This window comes from Marinomonas flavescens (assembly GCF_004352835.1).
GTDB lineage: Bacteria > Pseudomonadota > Gammaproteobacteria > Pseudomonadales > Marinomonadaceae > Marinomonas > Marinomonas flavescens.
Genome location: NZ_SJSB01000002.1, coordinates 267,266 through 283,171 on the forward strand (window position 1 = coordinate 267,266; position 15,906 = coordinate 283,171).

Annotated in this window: 16 protein-coding genes and 2 tRNA genes; 13 read left to right on the forward strand and 5 right to left on the reverse strand. The window is 43.0% G+C overall.

What is annotated here, in order from left to right; translation table 11 throughout:
- Positions 1-165: 165 nt before the first annotated feature.
- The 8 genes from E0D70_RS03360 (at position 166) to E0D70_RS03395 (ending at position 6,939) form a co-directional block, all read left to right on the forward strand.
- On the forward strand, positions 166-1,170 hold the full coding sequence (locus tag E0D70_RS03360; protein ID WP_133010857.1) for an aspartate carbamoyltransferase catalytic subunit: 1,005 nt from the start codon (positions 166-168) through the stop codon (positions 1,168-1,170).
- Position 1,171: 1 nt separating this feature from the next.
- A complete protein-coding gene (locus E0D70_RS03365) occupies positions 1,172-2,449 on the forward strand; it encodes a dihydroorotase (protein WP_133010858.1) in 1,278 nt (425 codons plus the stop codon).
- Between the two features lie 112 nt (positions 2,450-2,561).
- Complete coding sequence (locus tag E0D70_RS03370; protein ID WP_133010859.1) at positions 2,562-3,665, forward strand: diguanylate cyclase domain-containing protein; 1,104 nt, start codon at positions 2,562-2,564, stop codon at positions 3,663-3,665.
- A 121-nt stretch (positions 3,666-3,786) separates the two neighbouring features.
- Complete coding sequence (locus tag E0D70_RS03375) at positions 3,787-4,482, forward strand: YggS family pyridoxal phosphate-dependent enzyme (protein WP_133010860.1); 696 nt, start codon at positions 3,787-3,789, stop codon at positions 4,480-4,482.
- Positions 4,483-4,584: 102 nt separating this feature from the next.
- Entirely contained in the window at positions 4,585-5,412 is an 828-nt protein-coding gene (gene proC, locus E0D70_RS03380) for a pyrroline-5-carboxylate reductase (protein WP_133010861.1), read from the forward strand.
- A gap of 14 nt (positions 5,413-5,426) precedes the next feature.
- Positions 5,427-5,969 (forward strand): YggT family protein, encoded by a 543-nt coding sequence (locus E0D70_RS03385; RefSeq protein WP_133010862.1) that lies wholly within the window; start codon positions 5,427-5,429, stop codon positions 5,967-5,969.
- A 171-nt stretch (positions 5,970-6,140) separates the two neighbouring features.
- On the forward strand, positions 6,141-6,632 hold the full coding sequence (gene coaD, locus E0D70_RS03390; protein WP_133010863.1) for a pantetheine-phosphate adenylyltransferase: 492 nt from the start codon (positions 6,141-6,143) through the stop codon (positions 6,630-6,632).
- Between the two features lie 55 nt (positions 6,633-6,687).
- Positions 6,688-6,939 carry a YfhL family 4Fe-4S dicluster ferredoxin gene (locus tag E0D70_RS03395; protein WP_133010864.1) on the forward strand — a complete coding sequence of 84 codons (252 nt, stop codon included), beginning with the start codon at positions 6,688-6,690 and terminating at the stop codon, positions 6,937-6,939.
- Between the two features lie 104 nt (positions 6,940-7,043).
- Here E0D70_RS03395 and E0D70_RS03400 read toward each other — a convergent pair whose 3' ends face one another.
- Positions 7,044-8,150, reverse strand: a complete 1,107-nt coding sequence (locus E0D70_RS03400; protein ID WP_133010865.1) for a potassium channel family protein — start codon at positions 8,148-8,150, stop codon at positions 7,044-7,046.
- Positions 8,151-8,165: 15 nt separating this feature from the next.
- Complete coding sequence (gene trmL, locus E0D70_RS03405) at positions 8,166-8,639, reverse strand: tRNA (uridine(34)/cytosine(34)/5-carboxymethylaminomethyluridine(34)-2'-O)-methyltransferase TrmL (protein WP_133010866.1); 474 nt, start codon at positions 8,637-8,639, stop codon at positions 8,166-8,168.
- Between the two features lie 119 nt (positions 8,640-8,758).
- Here trmL and E0D70_RS03410 point away from each other — a divergent pair.
- Positions 8,759-8,834 (forward strand) — tRNA-Phe (locus E0D70_RS03410).
- Between the two features lie 93 nt (positions 8,835-8,927).
- Positions 8,928-9,003, forward strand: a tRNA-Phe gene (locus E0D70_RS03415).
- A 75-nt stretch (positions 9,004-9,078) separates the two neighbouring features.
- Here the strand turns inward: E0D70_RS03415 and E0D70_RS17485 are convergent.
- From E0D70_RS17485 to E0D70_RS03425, 3 genes are all read right to left on the reverse strand, one after another.
- Positions 9,079-9,237 carry a hypothetical protein gene (locus E0D70_RS17485; protein ID WP_165942863.1) on the reverse strand — a complete coding sequence of 53 codons (159 nt, stop codon included), beginning with the start codon at positions 9,235-9,237 and terminating at the stop codon, positions 9,079-9,081.
- A gap of 76 nt (positions 9,238-9,313) precedes the next feature.
- Positions 9,314-9,721, reverse strand: coding sequence for a type II toxin-antitoxin system HicB family antitoxin (locus E0D70_RS03420; RefSeq protein WP_133010867.1), 408 nt, complete (start codon positions 9,719-9,721; stop codon positions 9,314-9,316).
- A 121-nt stretch (positions 9,722-9,842) separates the two neighbouring features.
- Positions 9,843-10,019 (reverse strand): type II toxin-antitoxin system HicA family toxin, encoded by a 177-nt coding sequence (locus E0D70_RS03425; protein ID WP_133010868.1) that lies wholly within the window; start codon positions 10,017-10,019, stop codon positions 9,843-9,845.
- A 384-nt stretch (positions 10,020-10,403) separates the two neighbouring features.
- On the opposite strand from E0D70_RS03425, the gene E0D70_RS03430 reads away from it, so the two are divergent.
- From E0D70_RS03430 to E0D70_RS03440, 3 genes are all read left to right on the forward strand, one after another.
- Complete coding sequence (locus E0D70_RS03430) at positions 10,404-12,107, forward strand: methyl-accepting chemotaxis protein (RefSeq protein ID WP_165942864.1); 1,704 nt, start codon at positions 10,404-10,406, stop codon at positions 12,105-12,107.
- Between the two features lie 234 nt (positions 12,108-12,341).
- A complete protein-coding gene (locus E0D70_RS03435) occupies positions 12,342-15,509 on the forward strand; it encodes an ATP-binding protein (protein ID WP_133010870.1) in 3,168 nt (1,055 codons plus the stop codon).
- 19 nt (positions 15,510-15,528) lie between these two features.
- A complete protein-coding gene (locus E0D70_RS03440) occupies positions 15,529-15,864 on the forward strand; it encodes an Hpt domain-containing protein (protein WP_133010871.1) in 336 nt (111 codons plus the stop codon).
- Positions 15,865-15,906: the final 42 nt, after the last annotated feature.

The window sequence follows — 15,906 nt, forward strand, 5'->3', positions numbered from 1 at the left end:
GTGGTTAGCAAGGTGGTTGAAACGCTTGATATTACATTTAAATTATCTAGTGAGGTCACTGCTTAGCGTCACACATGCCCGGTTATGGAATACTCTATGCTGGGCATTTTCCTATCTTACACAGAGAAAGACGATTTTGTCTTTGCAGTTTGAGGAAAGCAAACCATGATGCGATCCGACCCTCGGGCATTACAATTAAATGAACACGGTCAGCTAAAACATTTTTTAACATTGGATGGTCTTGATAAAACCATTTTGACGGAAATCTTAGATCGAGCGGACTCGTTCCTTTCGATGGGTGAGCAGTCGGTTAAAAAAGTCCCTCTCCTTCGCGGTAAAACCGTCGTAAATCTATTTTTTGAAAATTCCACTCGTACTCGTACCACCTTCGAATTAGCCGCTAAACGTCTTTCTGCGGACGTTATTAATCTTAATATTGAAACGTCTGCCACCTCTAAAGGAGAATCACTTTTAGATACGCTTAAAAATCTAGAAGCGATGCAGAGTGATATGTTTATTGTTCGACATTCAGACAGTGGTGCAGCGCATTTTATCGCAGAACACTGCACGCCTAATGTGGCGATTATTAATGCGGGCGATGGCCGACATGCACACCCAACACAAGCCATGTTGGACATGCTGACGATTCGTCGCCACAAAGGGGCATTTGAAGGGCTTAAAGTCGCGATTGTTGGCGATATCTTGCACTCTCGAGTGGCTCGCTCTCAGCTTCATGCTTTGACGACGTTAGGTGTTGAAGAGGTGCGTTTAGTGGGGCCGAAAACCTTAGTGCCTGAGTTCTTCACCGAAATGGGTGCCATCATTTGTCACGATCTTGAAGCAGGCCTGAAAGATGTCGACGTAGTGGTCATGTTACGCCTCCAGAAAGAACGCATGAAAGGCGCCTTGTTGCCAAGTGAAGGCGAGTTCTATCGCTTGTATGGATTGACTGAAGACTCTCTAGCATGGGCAAAACCTGACGCGATTGTGATGCATCCAGGTCCGATTAACCGTGGAGTAGAAATCTCCTCAGAAGTCGCTGACGGTGAACATTCCGTTATTTTGGATCAAGTGACCAACGGCATTGCGGTTCGTATGGCGGTGTTGTCGATGGCCATGAGTGGTCAGTTGCAACGTGGTGAAGCACAAGCGGTAGGGGATGATAAATAACATGAAATTACGAATTCAGAATGGTCGTATTATCGATCCTAGCCAAGGTGTGGATCTTGTTACTGATCTGTATGTGGAAAACCAAAAAATCGCCGCGATTGGTGACGCTCCAGATGGCTTTGAAGATGCAGAAGTGATTGATGCGTCTGGGCTTTGGGTGTTGCCTGGTTTAGTGGATTTGGCCGTGGCATTGCGTGAGCCTGGTTTTTCTCAAAAGGGTAATATCGCAACAGAAGGCCGTGCTGCCGTTTCTGGTGGTGTGACGACCTTGGTTTGCCCGCCAGATACGAATCCTATTGTAGATACGCCTGCCGTCGCAGCACTCATCCAAGATAAAGCCGATGCAGCAGGTATGGCGAATGTGTTTCCGCTGGGCGCGCTTACGCAAGGCTTGGACGGCGCGCATTTGAGTAATATGGTGTCATTAACGGACGCAGGTTGTGTGGCCTTGTCAAACCATCGCCGACCAATGGCAAGCACAAAAGTGCTGTATCGCGCATTAGAATACGCAGCGACGCATGATTTGCTGGTGGTTTTCCACCCAGATGAAAGCAGTTTGTCAGAAGGTGGTTGTGCCCACGAAGGTTTGATGTCCACCATGCATGGGTTGGCAGGCATTCCTGAAACAGCAGAAACCATCGCGCTAATGCGTGATTTGTTATTAGTTGAGAAGAGCGGCGTTCGTGCGCATTTCGCACGGCTATCTTGTGGTAAGTCTGTCGAGATGATTGCTGATGCGAGAGCATCTGGTCTTGATGTCACGGCCGATGTTGCAGTGCATAATTTGCTGTTAAGCGACCAAGTACTTAATCAATTTAATGGTCATTACCATGTGTTGCCTCCGTTGCGCAGTGAAGATGATCGTTTAACCTTGATCGAGGGTATCAAAGCCGGTGTGATCACGGCTATTTGTTCAGACCATCAACCGCACGAAAAAATGGCTAAAATAGCCCCTTTCGCCGCCACTGAACCTGGTATGGCGAATGTTGAAGTTTTATTGCCTCTAGCGATGACATTAATGGACGAAGGCGATTTAGATTTACCGACCGTCTTGTCGTGTCTGACCTATGGGCCTGCTTCTTGCTTTGGCTTAGAGGCTGGTACGTTGACAGTGGGTAGCTTTGCAGATTTTGTTTTGTTCGACAGCACCGCATCATGGGATTGGACATTAGAAAACCGTAAAACTAAAGGCCAAAACTCGCCCTATTTAGACGAGCGTTTTACCGGGCGTGTCATGTCTACTTTTATCTCAGGACAACGAGTTTACCAACTAGTGTGATATAAATTGAGTCAATGCGAGCAGCGCGTTGGCTCAATTGTTTTGTTAAATCTTTACTTTTATGGCCGACTTGATAGTCTAGTTATTAATATCAACTATTGTGGTTTTTTATATGGATTCACATCTTGTAGAGCATGACGAAATTCATTTATTGCGTAGCCGTCTTGATGAGCTTGAAAAAGAATGCGATCAATTTAAAAAACTAAATGCTGAACATACTAAGCGCTTGTTATCGATTGCAGAAGGTAAATCTGTTGCCTTTTTTTGGGAAGAAATTCTCAAACGTTGTCAGGAAATTTCAGCCGAAACTTATGGGGTCTTGTTGATAAAAGACGCCGATAAAGATGAATGGTCTCTCGTTAGTCACGACCAGACAAGTGCACAGCTACTGCGATCGGAAGGGCATATTGTAGTACTACCCAAATCATTAGCCACCTTTTCAAAAAGCCCTTCTTGTCCCATCCGTAAAGAGTCAAACATTGATCAATCATCAGAGTGGTCTTTATGGCAGGTGTTTTTAACGAGCAATGGTTTCAGCAGAGCGTTTATGCTCAATGTTCATGAGTTAAAAGGCGCTACTTACCTTATGGTAGTATTCCAAAAGACTACGTCACAACAGCATGATGGTCTTATGGAGCTGGTTCTTAACGATGGCGCTCAACTTATACAAGCGGCAGGGTTGCGAGAAAATTCAGATCAAATTTTATTAGAAAAAGGGCACTATGACCCTAAAACTGGACTGTTAAGTTCTTTCAGTTTTGAAAATAATTTCTCCATGGTTTTGAAAGATTCTCGTCGTCATTTTTCTCGAGTAGCCCTTATTTCTTTAAAACTTAGAGCCAAATTAGAGCCGGGTGACGATAAAAACTTAAAGGAATTAGCCCGTATTATTCAAAGTACCATTCGTGATAATGACTTGGTTGCGTACTATGGTGACGGTGAATTTGTCATGGGAATTCGCATTCGTCATATGAAAGACGCTGAAATTGTCACAGAAAAACTGCTAAAAGCGATTCGTTTTCCTGGCAGTGAATCAAACCGTCTGATTGCCGAAGGTATTTGCATTGGAATGGCTTATTACCCAGAGCATTCCACGCTGGATGATTTGCACCGTGCTACTCTTTATGCATCCAGCTCGGTAGCAACTGATTTTGGCTATCGTATTGAGTTTCACGGTGTTATTTATGCAACAAGCTCAGAGTTTTATACTTTTTAGTTTCTTATCCGATATTTAATAATAATGCTATTATTCCCCTTTACCTTTTTACAGTCTGATAAAAAGGTGCCATAAACCATTCCTGTTTGCCTTATCGAATAAAAAAGGAGCGCAAGCTGCTATGAGCATAGAGGCTAAACTCGCTGAAATTTCTCAACAAATTGCGGAATTAACACGTCAGTATCATCGGCCAGATCACAGTGTTCGTCTATTAGCTGTTAGTAAAACTAAACCATTGCAAGCACTAGAAGTGGCTTATCAAGCTGGACAACGCTTGTTTGGTGAGAATTATGTCCAAGAAGCGGTTGATAAACGTCAAGCTTTGGCGCATTTAACAGACATTGAATGGCACTTTATTGGTCCAATCCAGTCCAATAAATCGCGCCTAATTGCGGAACATATGGATTGGGTACATACCATTGATCGTGAGAAAATTGCGCGTCGTTTAAACGAGCAAAGACCAGAAAACATGTCACCTCTTAATGTATGTATTCAGGTGAATATCAGTGGTGAAGAAAGTAAATCAGGTGTTTCAATAGAAGCCTTAAAAACATTGGTTGCTCTTATTCAGACACTGCCAAATCTTCGGCTACGTGGATTAATGGCGATACCAGCACCACAGGAAAGCCTAGAAGCTCAAATGAAGGTGTATGCGCCCTTACATCAAGCCTTCCTTGAATTGGCGGTGACTGATAGCATGATAGATACATTGTCGATTGGAATGTCCGGCGATTTACCTGCCGCGATTGCATCGGGTAGCACAATGGTCCGAGTGGGAACGGCTATTTTTGGTGCGAGAGATTACCCCGCATTATAAAATGATAACCAGCAGAGTGATTTTAGAAAGATGGCTAGGCCGTCTTTTGGTGAATAAACACGTCAATTAGACGAGTTAACAATAGATTAATTAGGATTTGAAATGAAACCAAGTATTGCCTTTATTGGCGTGGGTAATATGGCGAGTGCCATTATTGGCGGTATGATTGATGCGGGATACCCAGCGTCAAAAATTATGGGGACCTCCCGTACAGCGGAAAAACGTGATAAATACAGCGCTACTTTTGGCATTGAAATGCTGGCAGATAATAACGCAGCAGTCGCAAAAGCAGATGCGGTTGTGTTGTGCGTTAAACCTGCACAAATTCAAGGTGTTATCGAAGGTTTTGCTGATCAGGTTCGCCCTGAGCAAATTTTCTTATCTGTCGCCGCAGGCGTTGAATTAGCGGCGATTGAAAAATGGTTAGGACAATCTGTTTCTATCATTCGCAGCATGCCGAATACGCCATCTCAAGTGGGCGCTGGCATGACCGGCCTGATTGCTAATGCACATACAAATGACACGCAAAAAGCGTGGGTTTCTGATGTATTTTCCAGTATCGGTGAATCGGTTTGGGTAGAGGAAGAAGCGCACATGCATACGGTGACGGCGTTGTCTGGTAGCTCACCGGCTTATTTCTTTCGATTCTTAGAAGCGATGGTCAAAAGTGGGCAAGAACAAGGCCTGAATGAAGCGGCATGCCGTCAATTAGCGACTTATGCCATGCTGGGTGCGGCAAAAATGGTAACTGAGTTGGATGAGCCCATTAGCCAGTTACGCAAAAATATCACTTCACCAAACGGCACAACAGAACAAGCATTATTATCTTTTGAAGCGGCAAACATTGACAAAATAGTCGATGATGCCATGACGGCTTGTGTGGACCGTTCTAAGCAGCTTGCTAGCCAATTTTCTGGTCAAACAGAGTAACGAGGAATTTTTTCATGACGTCAGATCCATTTGTTTTTTTGATTAAAACCATTGCGAACCTTTATTTATTTGTCGTATTGCTACGCTTAGTATTGCAGCTGACTCGCGCCGATTTTTATAACCCGATTAGCCAAGGGATTGTTAAAGCGACCAGTCCATTGTTATTGCCATTACGTAAGATAATCCCTTCTTTTGGCCGTCTTGATACCGCCTGCCTTGTGTTGGCTTTATTGGTACAACTGGTAACCGTTGGAATCATTTTTACTATGCTTGGCTTTGCCGGTACGCCGGTACATTATGCAATTTATACTGTGGCAGGTACGATTTACCATCTGCTTGATTTGTACTTTTGGGCCTTATTACTCTCTGTTATTTTGAGTTGGGTTGCGCCAGGAGCAAATCATCCAGGCGCCATGCTGGTCGGGCAAATTACCGCACCCTTGTATCGCACCTGTCAGCGTGTTATTCCTCCATTAGGTGGCTTGGACTTATCTCCAATTTTTATCTTCTTGGCGATTTCATTACTGAAACAATTTCTATCGCCATACGTTATTTAATCAGACAGCGTTGGGTCTTATAAGCTTAATGCATATCTGTAATGACGCTAGTGAATTGAGAAAGGGGTCGTATTCCTATATGATGCGACCCCTCAATGGGAATACAAAATGGACAGTAAATAATCAGCTAGCCAAGGTATTCTCCCTTTAATAAATTTTTGGATGAAAGCTATGAGTGCGATTGCAGTTTATCCGGGTACCTTTGACCCCATTACCAACGGCCATACTGATTTGGTTGAACGTGCGTCAAAACTGTTTAGACAGGTTATCGTAGCTGTAGCGGCGAGCCCTAAAAAACGGCCAGCGCTTTCTCATGATGTGCGTATTGCTTTAGCAAAAAAAGTATTAGGCCATTTGCCGAATGTTGAGGTTGTTGGTTTTGATAACTTACTGACTGAATTCACACGTTCAGTACAGGGCCAAGTTGTTGTGAGAGGGCTTCGTGCTGTCTCTGATTTTGAGTACGAATTTCAGCTTGCCAATATGAATCGTGCGATTGCGCCTGATGTAGAAAGCATTTTCCTAACGCCTTCTGAAAAGTATTCTTATATCTCGTCTACTTTAGTGCGTGAAATTGCTTCCTTAGATGGTGATTTTGGTCAATTTGTGAACCCTGAAGTAGCACGTGTTCTGAAAGAGCACTATAACTCGGTGAAACGTTAACCGCTTGTTTTGGTTTGGCGAGAATTGCCTTGCTGATTGTTAGGAGAGAAGAATAATGTCTCTGATCATTACCGATGAATGTATAAATTGCGATGTCTGCGAGCCAGAATGTCCGAATGAGGCCATTTCTCAAGGTGACGAAATTTATGTCATTGACCCATCCAAATGCACCGAATGTATTGGTCATTATGATGAGCCGCAATGTCAGCAGGTTTGTCCCGTTGATTGCATTCCATTAGACCCGAATCGTAAAGAAACGGAAGAACAGCTAATGGAAAAATACCTGGTCTTAACTGGCCAGCTATAAAATAGATAAGCATAAAAAAACTATGCATTGCCTAGTTTTTTTATGTCTAAAAAGTCTGAAAACACTCAAATTCTGCTCATATATAACAGAAAAAGAACGAATCCTTAATTAGGCGTAAAGTAGCTGGCGATCTGCTCTTTACTCGGTAAAACTTGCTCATCTCCGACGAGCAATATCAGTGACCGAGCGGATATCTTTTCAGAAGTCGCAGGATGAGTAATGATATCCCCATTGTTATTTTCAAAGCCCAGCGCCGTACCAATATTGTTTTGAATGAGTCTGGTGACTATGTCTGCCCACGTAAACCCTTCTAAGCGAATATCCAAACGAATCGTATGATCGCCTTCATAGCGGAATAAGTTTTCAAGAACCTGTTCCGTACCTGGAGCAATAAGAGATCGAACGAGCATTTCTGGATACGCTCTAACTGGCCTAATGACCGCATTGGCTCCTGCTTTCTTGAAACGTGCTCGGTTACTATCGTCAATGGACTCAGCAAGGATGAAGGCCGATGAGTGAAGTGTCTGTATTCTGTGTAGGATATCAAAAGTGACACTGTCACAATGCGGCTCTTGATAGTCTGAGCACAGCACAATGATGTATTTCGCTTTATCTGCACCAGCAGAAAGTAACATGCCCTCTGTGGTTGCCTCACCTGTTTGATGAACAACGCCTTGCGAACGAAGCTTTAACGGCAAGCCTTCAGGGAAGTCTGGGGTGAGAATTTGAATAGGCACTTCTGCTAGTTCAGGGGTATTGGTTACCTGAGTGACTAGCAGGTCTAGATAGCGTTCTGTGTCGTATTTTGGGGTGTTAATGATGAGCAAGTGATCTTGCATAGTATTCCACTCCATGCGGCCTTTAATGCGCATTTCTTTGTTGGTTATTCGCAGTTCAATATAATCACTTGCGATCTGAGCGACCAGTGTGATTCCCATTCCGTAAATCAACACAATGGTTGAAAACTGTCCCCAAAAGGTAACAGCGGAGATGTCACCATAGCCTGTGGTCGTCGCAGAGGTCATTGTTAGCCAAAACGCTTGCCACCAATTAAGATCTTCAAAGAACACCATTGCGATACAGTGTAAACCGACAACCGCCGCGAGCAGAATAAAGCGCTTCTTTAAATCTCTCTTATCATGAAGATGCACCTTGCTACGAAACTGGCGGCGAGTGTGTTTGCGTCTTAACAGTAATCCAATCGAATTCATCTTGCCTCTGTTTGTTTATTGGTCACTGGGAGGCATCTTATAGCCTAACTGACGCCATGATTCATAGACCATTACAGCAACGGTATTAGAAAGGTTCAGGCTACGAGAACTCGCTTGCATCGGCAATCTAAGGCGTTGCTCTTTTGGTAACGCTTCAATGAACTCGGTAGGAAGCCCTCTAGTTTCAGGACCAAACACCAACACATCGTTTTCATTAAAAGCCGCTTCACTATGAGGGCGACTGCCTTTAGTTGTCAGCGCATAAATAGTCCCGATGTCATTTTGATCGACAAAGCTTTGAAAATCAGGATAGCGTTTTAAGCGAGTGAATTCATGATAATCCAACCCTGCTCGACGTAACTTTTTATCTTCTAAGTCAAACCCCAATGGCTCGATCAAATGAAGCTGATAGCCAGTATTGGCGCATAAACGAATAACATTACCTGTATTAGGTGGAATTTCTGGTTGGTACAAAACAACGTGCAGCATATTTTATCTCCTTGATATGGGGAGATAATAACAGACCTAAGCGCTTTTCTAAGTTTTTGTTAAAAGATTTAAAAAAAGTGTTGACGAATAAAGAGACTCATCTATAATACGCCGCACTTGCCCAGATAGCTCAGTCGGTAGAGCAGAGGATTGAAAATCCTCGTGTCGGCGGTTCGATTCCGTCTCTGGGCACCATGATTTATAAAGAAAGGCCATTTGTTAGTTCAGATGGCCTTTTTTTTACTTTAAAATAACGAACCTTATGTTAAGGTCGTTCTTCCAGTATTTGCCCAGATAGCTCAGTCGGTAGAGCAGAGGATTGAAAATCCTCGTGTCGGCGGTTCGATTCCGTCTCTGGGCACCATTCTTTGTACTCCCCAGTTTTATCTTCTAAACCTCTCAGGCTGTTTTATTACTAATAGTGAATGTCCTGTTCAATTTATACGCTGTGATCTATTGACCATATTGCTCGAAACCAAGCCTGCCAGATGGTAATGAACAAAGCGCAAACAGCCACAACAACACTCGCTATGGCAGTAATATCGGATGCCTGTAAGGCATTTGCTACTGCGGTCGCATCTGTCGAGGATAAATTCATTATAAATTCCTTTAGTTTAATCGTAAAAAAGCCCCTTTCTAGAGGGGCTTATTTAACAAGGTGCGAAAAAGTGAACTCAGACGACAGAGAAACTGATTTTCTTACCTAATGCTTCTAGTGCGGTCACTAGAGTATCGATTTTCGTATTATGGCCAAGGTTGATAATACGTTGCATTTCCTGCTTCTTTTTACCTATACGTTTAGCCAGTTCCGATTGAGAAACATGCTCTTCAAGCATCGTGTTTAGTAAAAGCACTTTGCTCCAAACGCTTAAAGGCACGCTCACGGATTCACCGGTTACTTTAGAAGGTAGCGGTACTGAGCGTTCGTCTTCAAAATAGAACTCAAAAGCGGTAACCAAGGCGTCTTCTGCTTCGGCTAGAGCTTCTTCGTAGGTATCGCCACAGGTTAATGCTTCTGGAATATCAGGAAAGCTGACGCTGTAGCCATTTCCGTCTTTCTCAATTGTGACTGGGTATTTCATGGTAATTCCTTTAAATGGCAATTTAATAGTGCGCATGCGCGTTTTAAATATATATAAGCTGCGTATGCGGCTTAGAATTGGTACTAACACTAATTATTAGGAATAAAATAACCTTTATGGGTTATTTTATTCCTAATTGTTTTAGTATTGCCAATCTTGTTCCTTCCGGTATTTCCTTGCTTGGGTGTCTTGGCATTACCGATCGTTTATCTTCGTAGTAGAGCTTTAAGTGGTTTGTGCCTTTCTTAACCTCTACTCCCATTTTTTCTAGTTGCCGTCTGAATTCACTTTGCTTCACCTTGTCTCCTTGTCCAAATAATAGCAAAATAGTAAACAAATATGTTTACCTTGTAAAGGGTTTTAGTAATCTTTTTTGTTTACTTTATTCTGATGGTGAGAGGTGTCTATCTGTTACATCATCTTAATTTTACTAAAATATCCAAAACTTAGGGGATAGCGCCATGCGAGTCATTTGTTCGCACTGCTACAGCCAAGCTTTAATCACCTCTTCTAACGTATTGTGAAAGACTTATATTGCCAATCATTCTAATAAAAGTCCTGTTTTTGTAAGTACAGTTGGTGTGTTCCACTGTTACATTTCCTTAACATTGTTACTGTAATGTTGCCGATTCAGAAAGCGCGCTTTGGGCGTGGGATGTTCTTCTTTTTCGGAGGCGTAAGTTTGAGTATTAATAAAAAAATGTGGCTACTCTCTGCCATTACTGCGGTTAGTATTATTTTAGTGGGTATTTTCAGTGCGTATACCCTCTCTGGTTTACGAGTGGGCTTTCATGACTATCAGGGTCAAGTGGCGACGTCTCAGAGTTTATTTGAAATTAAGGCCACGGCGTTGTCGGTGGCGAAAAACGATCCTATCTTACCGAATACCAAAACCGCTCTCGATGCAGCCAATACCAAAATTATTACCTTATTAGCGCAAATTGAACACACTCTACCGGCTGAGAAAAACAGTACTGAAGGCGATGGGTCTTCTGAGAGTCAAGACAGCTCTCAAGGCAGCCTTGAAGGTACTAATGACAAGGCGGCGGATACCGAATCAGCAGATGGTGTTAAGGCCATCAGTCCTGAAGAAACCAGAGCGCTGTTAGGCGAGATTACGACATTGTGGGCAGAATATGATAAGCAATTTAACAGTGCGATTAAGATAGCTCCAGATAGTCCACAAGATGCGCTGCAAATTCCAGATGCTATTTATGGGCTGCAACTGGTGCCTATGATGGATCGTATTGATCAGTTGATTAACGATAATCAAGCCAAAGGGCAGCTTTCTTATACGGTAATTTCTGATCTGATGAACAGCATTCTTTGGCTGATTCTGACGCCATTGTTAGCCGGCGGCATTTTTGTGGTGGCGATTCAGCGTTTTGTGGCGAGTGATTTGCGTAAAAGGGTGTTCCATATTCAAACCGTTGTTAAGCAACTTGGTGAGGGGGATTTAACCCAGCGTTTACCAGTAGAGGGGCGTGATGAATTGGCTGCGATTGCTAGTTCAATGAATGAGTTTGTTGAGAAAACACACGCTATGTTGTGCCATGTACAAGAGGGCTCAAACGAAGTGTCTGCTGCGGCGACTCAGCTATTTGATGCTTCTGAACACAGTGCCAAAAGCTCTATCGGCCAAAGCGATGCGGCTTCTTCTGTGGCATCCACGGTGCAGCAACTATCTGTCAGTATTAGTCAGGTGGCAGAACAGGCTAAAAATGCGCAGGGCTTTTCTATTCAGTCTGGCAAGTTATCGGCAGAAGCGGGCGATGTGGTGTTATCGGCAACGGATGAAATGGCCAAAATTTCTCAACTGTCGCAAGATTCGTCGTCATTGATCCGAGATTTGGAACAGCGCTCTAGTGATATTACGAATATTATTCAGGTCATTAGGGACGTGGCTGATCAAACCAATTTACTGGCGTTGAATGCTGCGATTGAAGCAGCCCGAGCAGGCGAGCAAGGTCGAGGCTTCTCGGTTGTTGCGGATGAGATTCGTAATTTGGCTCAGCGTACAGCGGAATCGACCAAAGAAATAACGTTTATCGTGACGAAAATCCAAGAAGTGACCACGGCGGTTTCCAATAGTATGGGAGCGGAAGTGGCGCAGGTCGAAAAAGGGGTCTTACTGGCTGAAAAAGCAGGTGGCTCTATGTCGCAAGTGAGAAGCAGTACTGAGCAGGTTGAAGAAGCCATTAATTACATTTGTAATGCACTCTTAGAGCAAAGTAATGCGAGTGACGATATTGCTCATAAAATAGAGAATATTGCGGCTAATACAGAAGAAGGTTCAGAAGCCGCAAAAAATACGGTAGCGACGGCTAAGCGATTAGATGGATTGTCTGAAAAGTTAACGTTAGCGGTGAATCAGTTCCAGCTCTAAGCGTACTTTTTAGCACTGTGTTCTTGTGAGGTAAAAGGCGAAAGGTCTCATTTGGTATGAGGCCTTTTTTTATTTTATTGAATAACGGTTTTAGGGATATATAAACGAGAGATTGTGTCTACACTGATAGAAACCTTATCTTTGACTTGAACCTGTGATGTGAAATATGGCTGAATGACATTGCCGGGTCTGTTTAATTGGGTTAATTCAACCAGAAGAATGAATCGAGACACTATGCGGAAAGGAATAAAAATACTCGTTTTAACCACTATTGGATACGTTCTTTTCGGATTGTTAGGTTTGTCAGAAGTGGTGCCTCCAGGGTATGCCACTGTGGTGTTCCCAGCCTCTGGGTTTGCATTAATCAGTGTTCTGCTATTTCATCGGTGGGCGCTGTTCGGTGTGTTTTTTGGTTCTATATTATTTAGTTTTATTGCCTCTTCATATCTTCATCATGCTGTTCATTTCCCTTTGTTTTGTGTGATTGCGTTTGCCGCTATGCTCCAAGCCTATGTCGGGCGCTTTTTGGTTCTTCGTTATGTGTCTTTTCCGTTTGCTTTTTACCGTTCTACTTTAGTACTGCGTTTTATTGTTTTAACGGCGCTTGTGTCTACCTTGGTGAGCGCCAGTATTGCCGTGAGCGCGTTATATTTTGTAGGGTTTATTGAACGAAGCCAATTATGGGGAGAGTGGTTAAGTTGGTGGACGGGAGATCTCATTGGCATTTTAGTGGTGGTGCCGTGGTTTGTTGTGGTATTTCCGAACTTATCAAAAAATAAACTTAGGCGTCCCTTTCAGCTAGTGATGGGGCTTTTATTTGTCATATTGGTAACGGTGGCTTTATCGTTTGGCGTGCGTCATTTTGAATTAGCCAAACAAACAAAAGAATTCAATTTGAATGTTGAGCTATTGGATTTGTCGCTTAACAATCGCATTGAGAACATGGAAGACATTCTTTATGGCATTGTGGGTTTTGTTCGAGGAAGTTCGAAGATTAACGCAGAAGATTTCAAGCGTTATACGGACAGTGTGTTAGATCGTGACCAATCTATTTATGCCGTGTCTTTGAATATGGTGGTGGATCAGGATGATGTTGCCGATTTTGAAGCCGATATTCAAAAAAATTATTCTGGTTTTAGATTTTACCTCAAAGAGAAAAATGACAAGGGAAAATTTATTCCTGCAACACCACGAGATCTGCATATTGCCGTGACGTTTATGAATCCTAGCAAAGGGCGTGAGGCGGCGTTTGGTTATGATATTTATTCGCAAAAAAATCGTCGTTATGCGTTAGATCAGGCCATTAAATTCAAACAGCCTTACCCAACAGCTCCCATTAAATTGATACGCAGCAATATGGCGGTATTGCTCTATTTACCGTTCTTTCATGAGGGTTCAGATCGGTTAAAAGGGGTGGCTACAGCGGCATTGAGTTTGGATTTCTTAACGCAAGCCATTGTTGATAGAGGTGTTTTAAAAAATACTCAATTGTATTTGGTTGATATGGGCGGTGGCGGAGAATCTCCTGCGATACTTGCCAAAAGTAAAGGAGCTGGTTTATCAGCAGAGACGCTAATAACACGTTTTAATAGCGATGATTTTGGCATCGCTGTGAGTAAGGATGTGAAGGTTGGTGCTAAGCATTGGCGTTTATTCCAGGTGAGTGAAGGGGTCTTTTATCGTCAGCCTTGGGACGTTCGTTTTGTGTTAGCAGGGGGCTTCTTTTTAGCCGCTATGTTGGGTTGGTTTTTATTGATGGTGAGCAGTCATACGGCAGAGATTGAAAGTCGTGTTCGTCAACGCACAAAGGATTTATCGCTGGCGAATAAGTCCTTAAGAAAATCCCAATTTTCCCACAGTAAGGCACAAGAAGCCGCGGAAGATGCCAACAGAGCGAAAAGCGATTTCTTGGCGAATATGAGCCATGAAATTAGAACGCCATTAAATGGCGTCATTGGTTGTTTGTCTTTATTGAAAAATACGGGGTTGCGCCCAGAACAAACTGAGTTGGCTGATTTGTCTCGCCAAAGTGCTGAATCCTTGATGGAAATTATTAACGATATTTTGGATTTATCTAAAATTGAAATGGGGAGTATTTCATTAGAGTTAATGCCATTTGATTTGCGTGAACTGATCGAAGAAATATCTCGCCTTCTCGTGGTGAAAGCAGAAGAAAAGGGCATTGCTTTCAATGTTCCTGCGGTTTACGTGCCCTCTGTTGTGTTGATTGGTGATCGCTTAAGGTTGAAGCAAATTCTTATGAATTTATTAGGTAATGCGATCAAGTTCACGAAAGAAGGAGAGGTGAATTTGTATGTTGAGCTTCGTCCTTCAAAGGAAGGCCAGAAAACACTGCATGTACGAATTGATGACACAGGTATCGGCATTTCAGAATCTCAACAAGCGCGTTTATTTCAGCGTTTTAAGCAAGCAGATAATTCTACAACACGACAGTATGGCGGTACTGGATTGGGGCTGGCGATCAGTAAAGAAATGATCGAATTAATGGGTGGAGAAATAGGATTTTCTGCTCAAAAAGAGAACGGCGCTTCTTTTTGGTTTAATGTTTCTCTTGAGTGTGAGAACGAGGCGCTGAGCGGACCTCGCTATGATGTGTCGGTTGCTGTGGTGTACTCTAATGACACTGGGCGGCAATATGTTGGCCAATTATTGGCGCATTTTGGTGTTCAATATACCTTACATGACAAGCTTGGGTCATTGTTGACCATGCCCATAGATTCGCTGACGGGTATTTTAGTGGATAAGTTTGTTTTGGATGATTGTTCTGAGCAAGAAGTCGCTCAGTTAGAGCAGTTGTGCCGGCAACATGACATTCGTTTTATTGTCTTAAAGCCTTACTCAGACATAACTAAATATTCTGATGCAAGCTTCATTGCTAAGCCGGTATTTTACTCACGGTTAGAAGAGCAGTTAGCAAATATGACCTTGCCACCGCAGGTAGAGCCAACGATGACGGTCAATACCTCGTCATCAGAAGAGCCACAAAAGAGCATTGATAATATGGAAGCAAGAATTTTAGTGGTAGAAGATAACTTAACAAACCAAATTGTGGTACGTGGTTTATTAAACATGTTTGGTGTCGATGTGGATGTGGCTATGAATGGCCAAGAAGCTATTGAGAAGGCGCAGGCGGCGTCTTACGATCTAATCTTTATGGATTGCCAAATGCCGATAATGGATGGCTACGAGGCGACTCGTGTAATCAGGCAAATGCAGGAGGGAGCAACATCATCGAATGTGCCTATTGTTGCGCTCAGTGCGAATGCCATGAAGGGAGATAGGGATTTGTGTCTCGACGCGGGTATGAATGATCATTTAGCAAAACCGATTGCGAAAGATAAGCTGCAAAGTATGCTAGAAAAGTGGTTACCAGAAGCGTAGCCGAACGAAGGGAAAAGGGATGCTGATTTTTGATGTGATCGATTATAGAAATCGTTTAGCCAATAATAAAATGCTCATGGATTTAGTCGCCAAGGAGTTTATTAAAGAAAGTGCTGGGCTGGTGCAGCAATTAATTGATTATGCCGCCATAGAAGATTGGGCCAAGGTTGCTCAGGTCGCTCATCGTATCAAGGGAGCAAGTGCTGAAGTCTCGGGTATTGCGATGAGTGCGAGTGCAAAAATCATCGAACAAGCCGCAAACAAAGAAGACATAACGGTTGTTCAAGAGGCCGTTATGCAATTACGGTCAAATCATATCGCCTTGCAAGAATCGCTTTCATCTCAAGCGTTTTGACACCATTTAGGCCGCTAAAATTTAATTAATCTTCATTTTTGT

What these genes read in the sequence shown, in the direction of transcription:
- trmL (WP_133010866.1), bottom strand. Translation starts at nt 8,639, where the DNA reads ATGCTGCACGTTGTTTTGTACCAACCAGAAATTCCACCTAATACAGGT.
- coaD (WP_133010863.1), top strand. Translation starts at nt 6,141, where the DNA reads ATGAGTGCGATTGCAGTTTATCCGGGTACCTTTGACCCCATTACCAAC.
- E0D70_RS03420 (WP_133010867.1), bottom strand. Translation starts at nt 9,721, where the DNA reads ATGAAATACCCAGTCACAATTGAGAAAGACGGAAATGGCTACAGCGTC.
- E0D70_RS03385 (WP_133010862.1), top strand. Translation starts at nt 5,427, where the DNA reads ATGACGTCAGATCCATTTGTTTTTTTGATTAAAACCATTGCGAACCTT.
- proC (WP_133010861.1), top strand. Translation starts at nt 4,585, where the DNA reads ATGAAACCAAGTATTGCCTTTATTGGCGTGGGTAATATGGCGAGTGCC.
- E0D70_RS03365 (WP_133010858.1), top strand. Translation starts at nt 1,172, where the DNA reads ATGAAATTACGAATTCAGAATGGTCGTATTATCGATCCTAGCCAAGGT.
- E0D70_RS03395 (WP_133010864.1), top strand. Translation starts at nt 6,688, where the DNA reads ATGTCTCTGATCATTACCGATGAATGTATAAATTGCGATGTCTGCGAG.
- E0D70_RS03435 (WP_133010870.1), top strand. Translation starts at nt 12,342, where the DNA reads ATGCGGAAAGGAATAAAAATACTCGTTTTAACCACTATTGGATACGTT.
- E0D70_RS03375 (WP_133010860.1), top strand. Translation starts at nt 3,787, where the DNA reads ATGAGCATAGAGGCTAAACTCGCTGAAATTTCTCAACAAATTGCGGAA.
- E0D70_RS03440 (WP_133010871.1), top strand. Translation starts at nt 15,529, where the DNA reads ATGCTGATTTTTGATGTGATCGATTATAGAAATCGTTTAGCCAATAAT.
- E0D70_RS03370 (WP_133010859.1), top strand. Translation starts at nt 2,562, where the DNA reads ATGGATTCACATCTTGTAGAGCATGACGAAATTCATTTATTGCGTAGC.
- E0D70_RS03360 (WP_133010857.1), top strand. Translation starts at nt 166, where the DNA reads ATGATGCGATCCGACCCTCGGGCATTACAATTAAATGAACACGGTCAG.
- E0D70_RS03400 (WP_133010865.1), bottom strand. Translation starts at nt 8,150, where the DNA reads ATGAATTCGATTGGATTACTGTTAAGACGCAAACACACTCGCCGCCAG.
- E0D70_RS17485 (WP_165942863.1), bottom strand. Translation starts at nt 9,237, where the DNA reads ATGAATTTATCCTCGACAGATGCGACCGCAGTAGCAAATGCCTTACAG.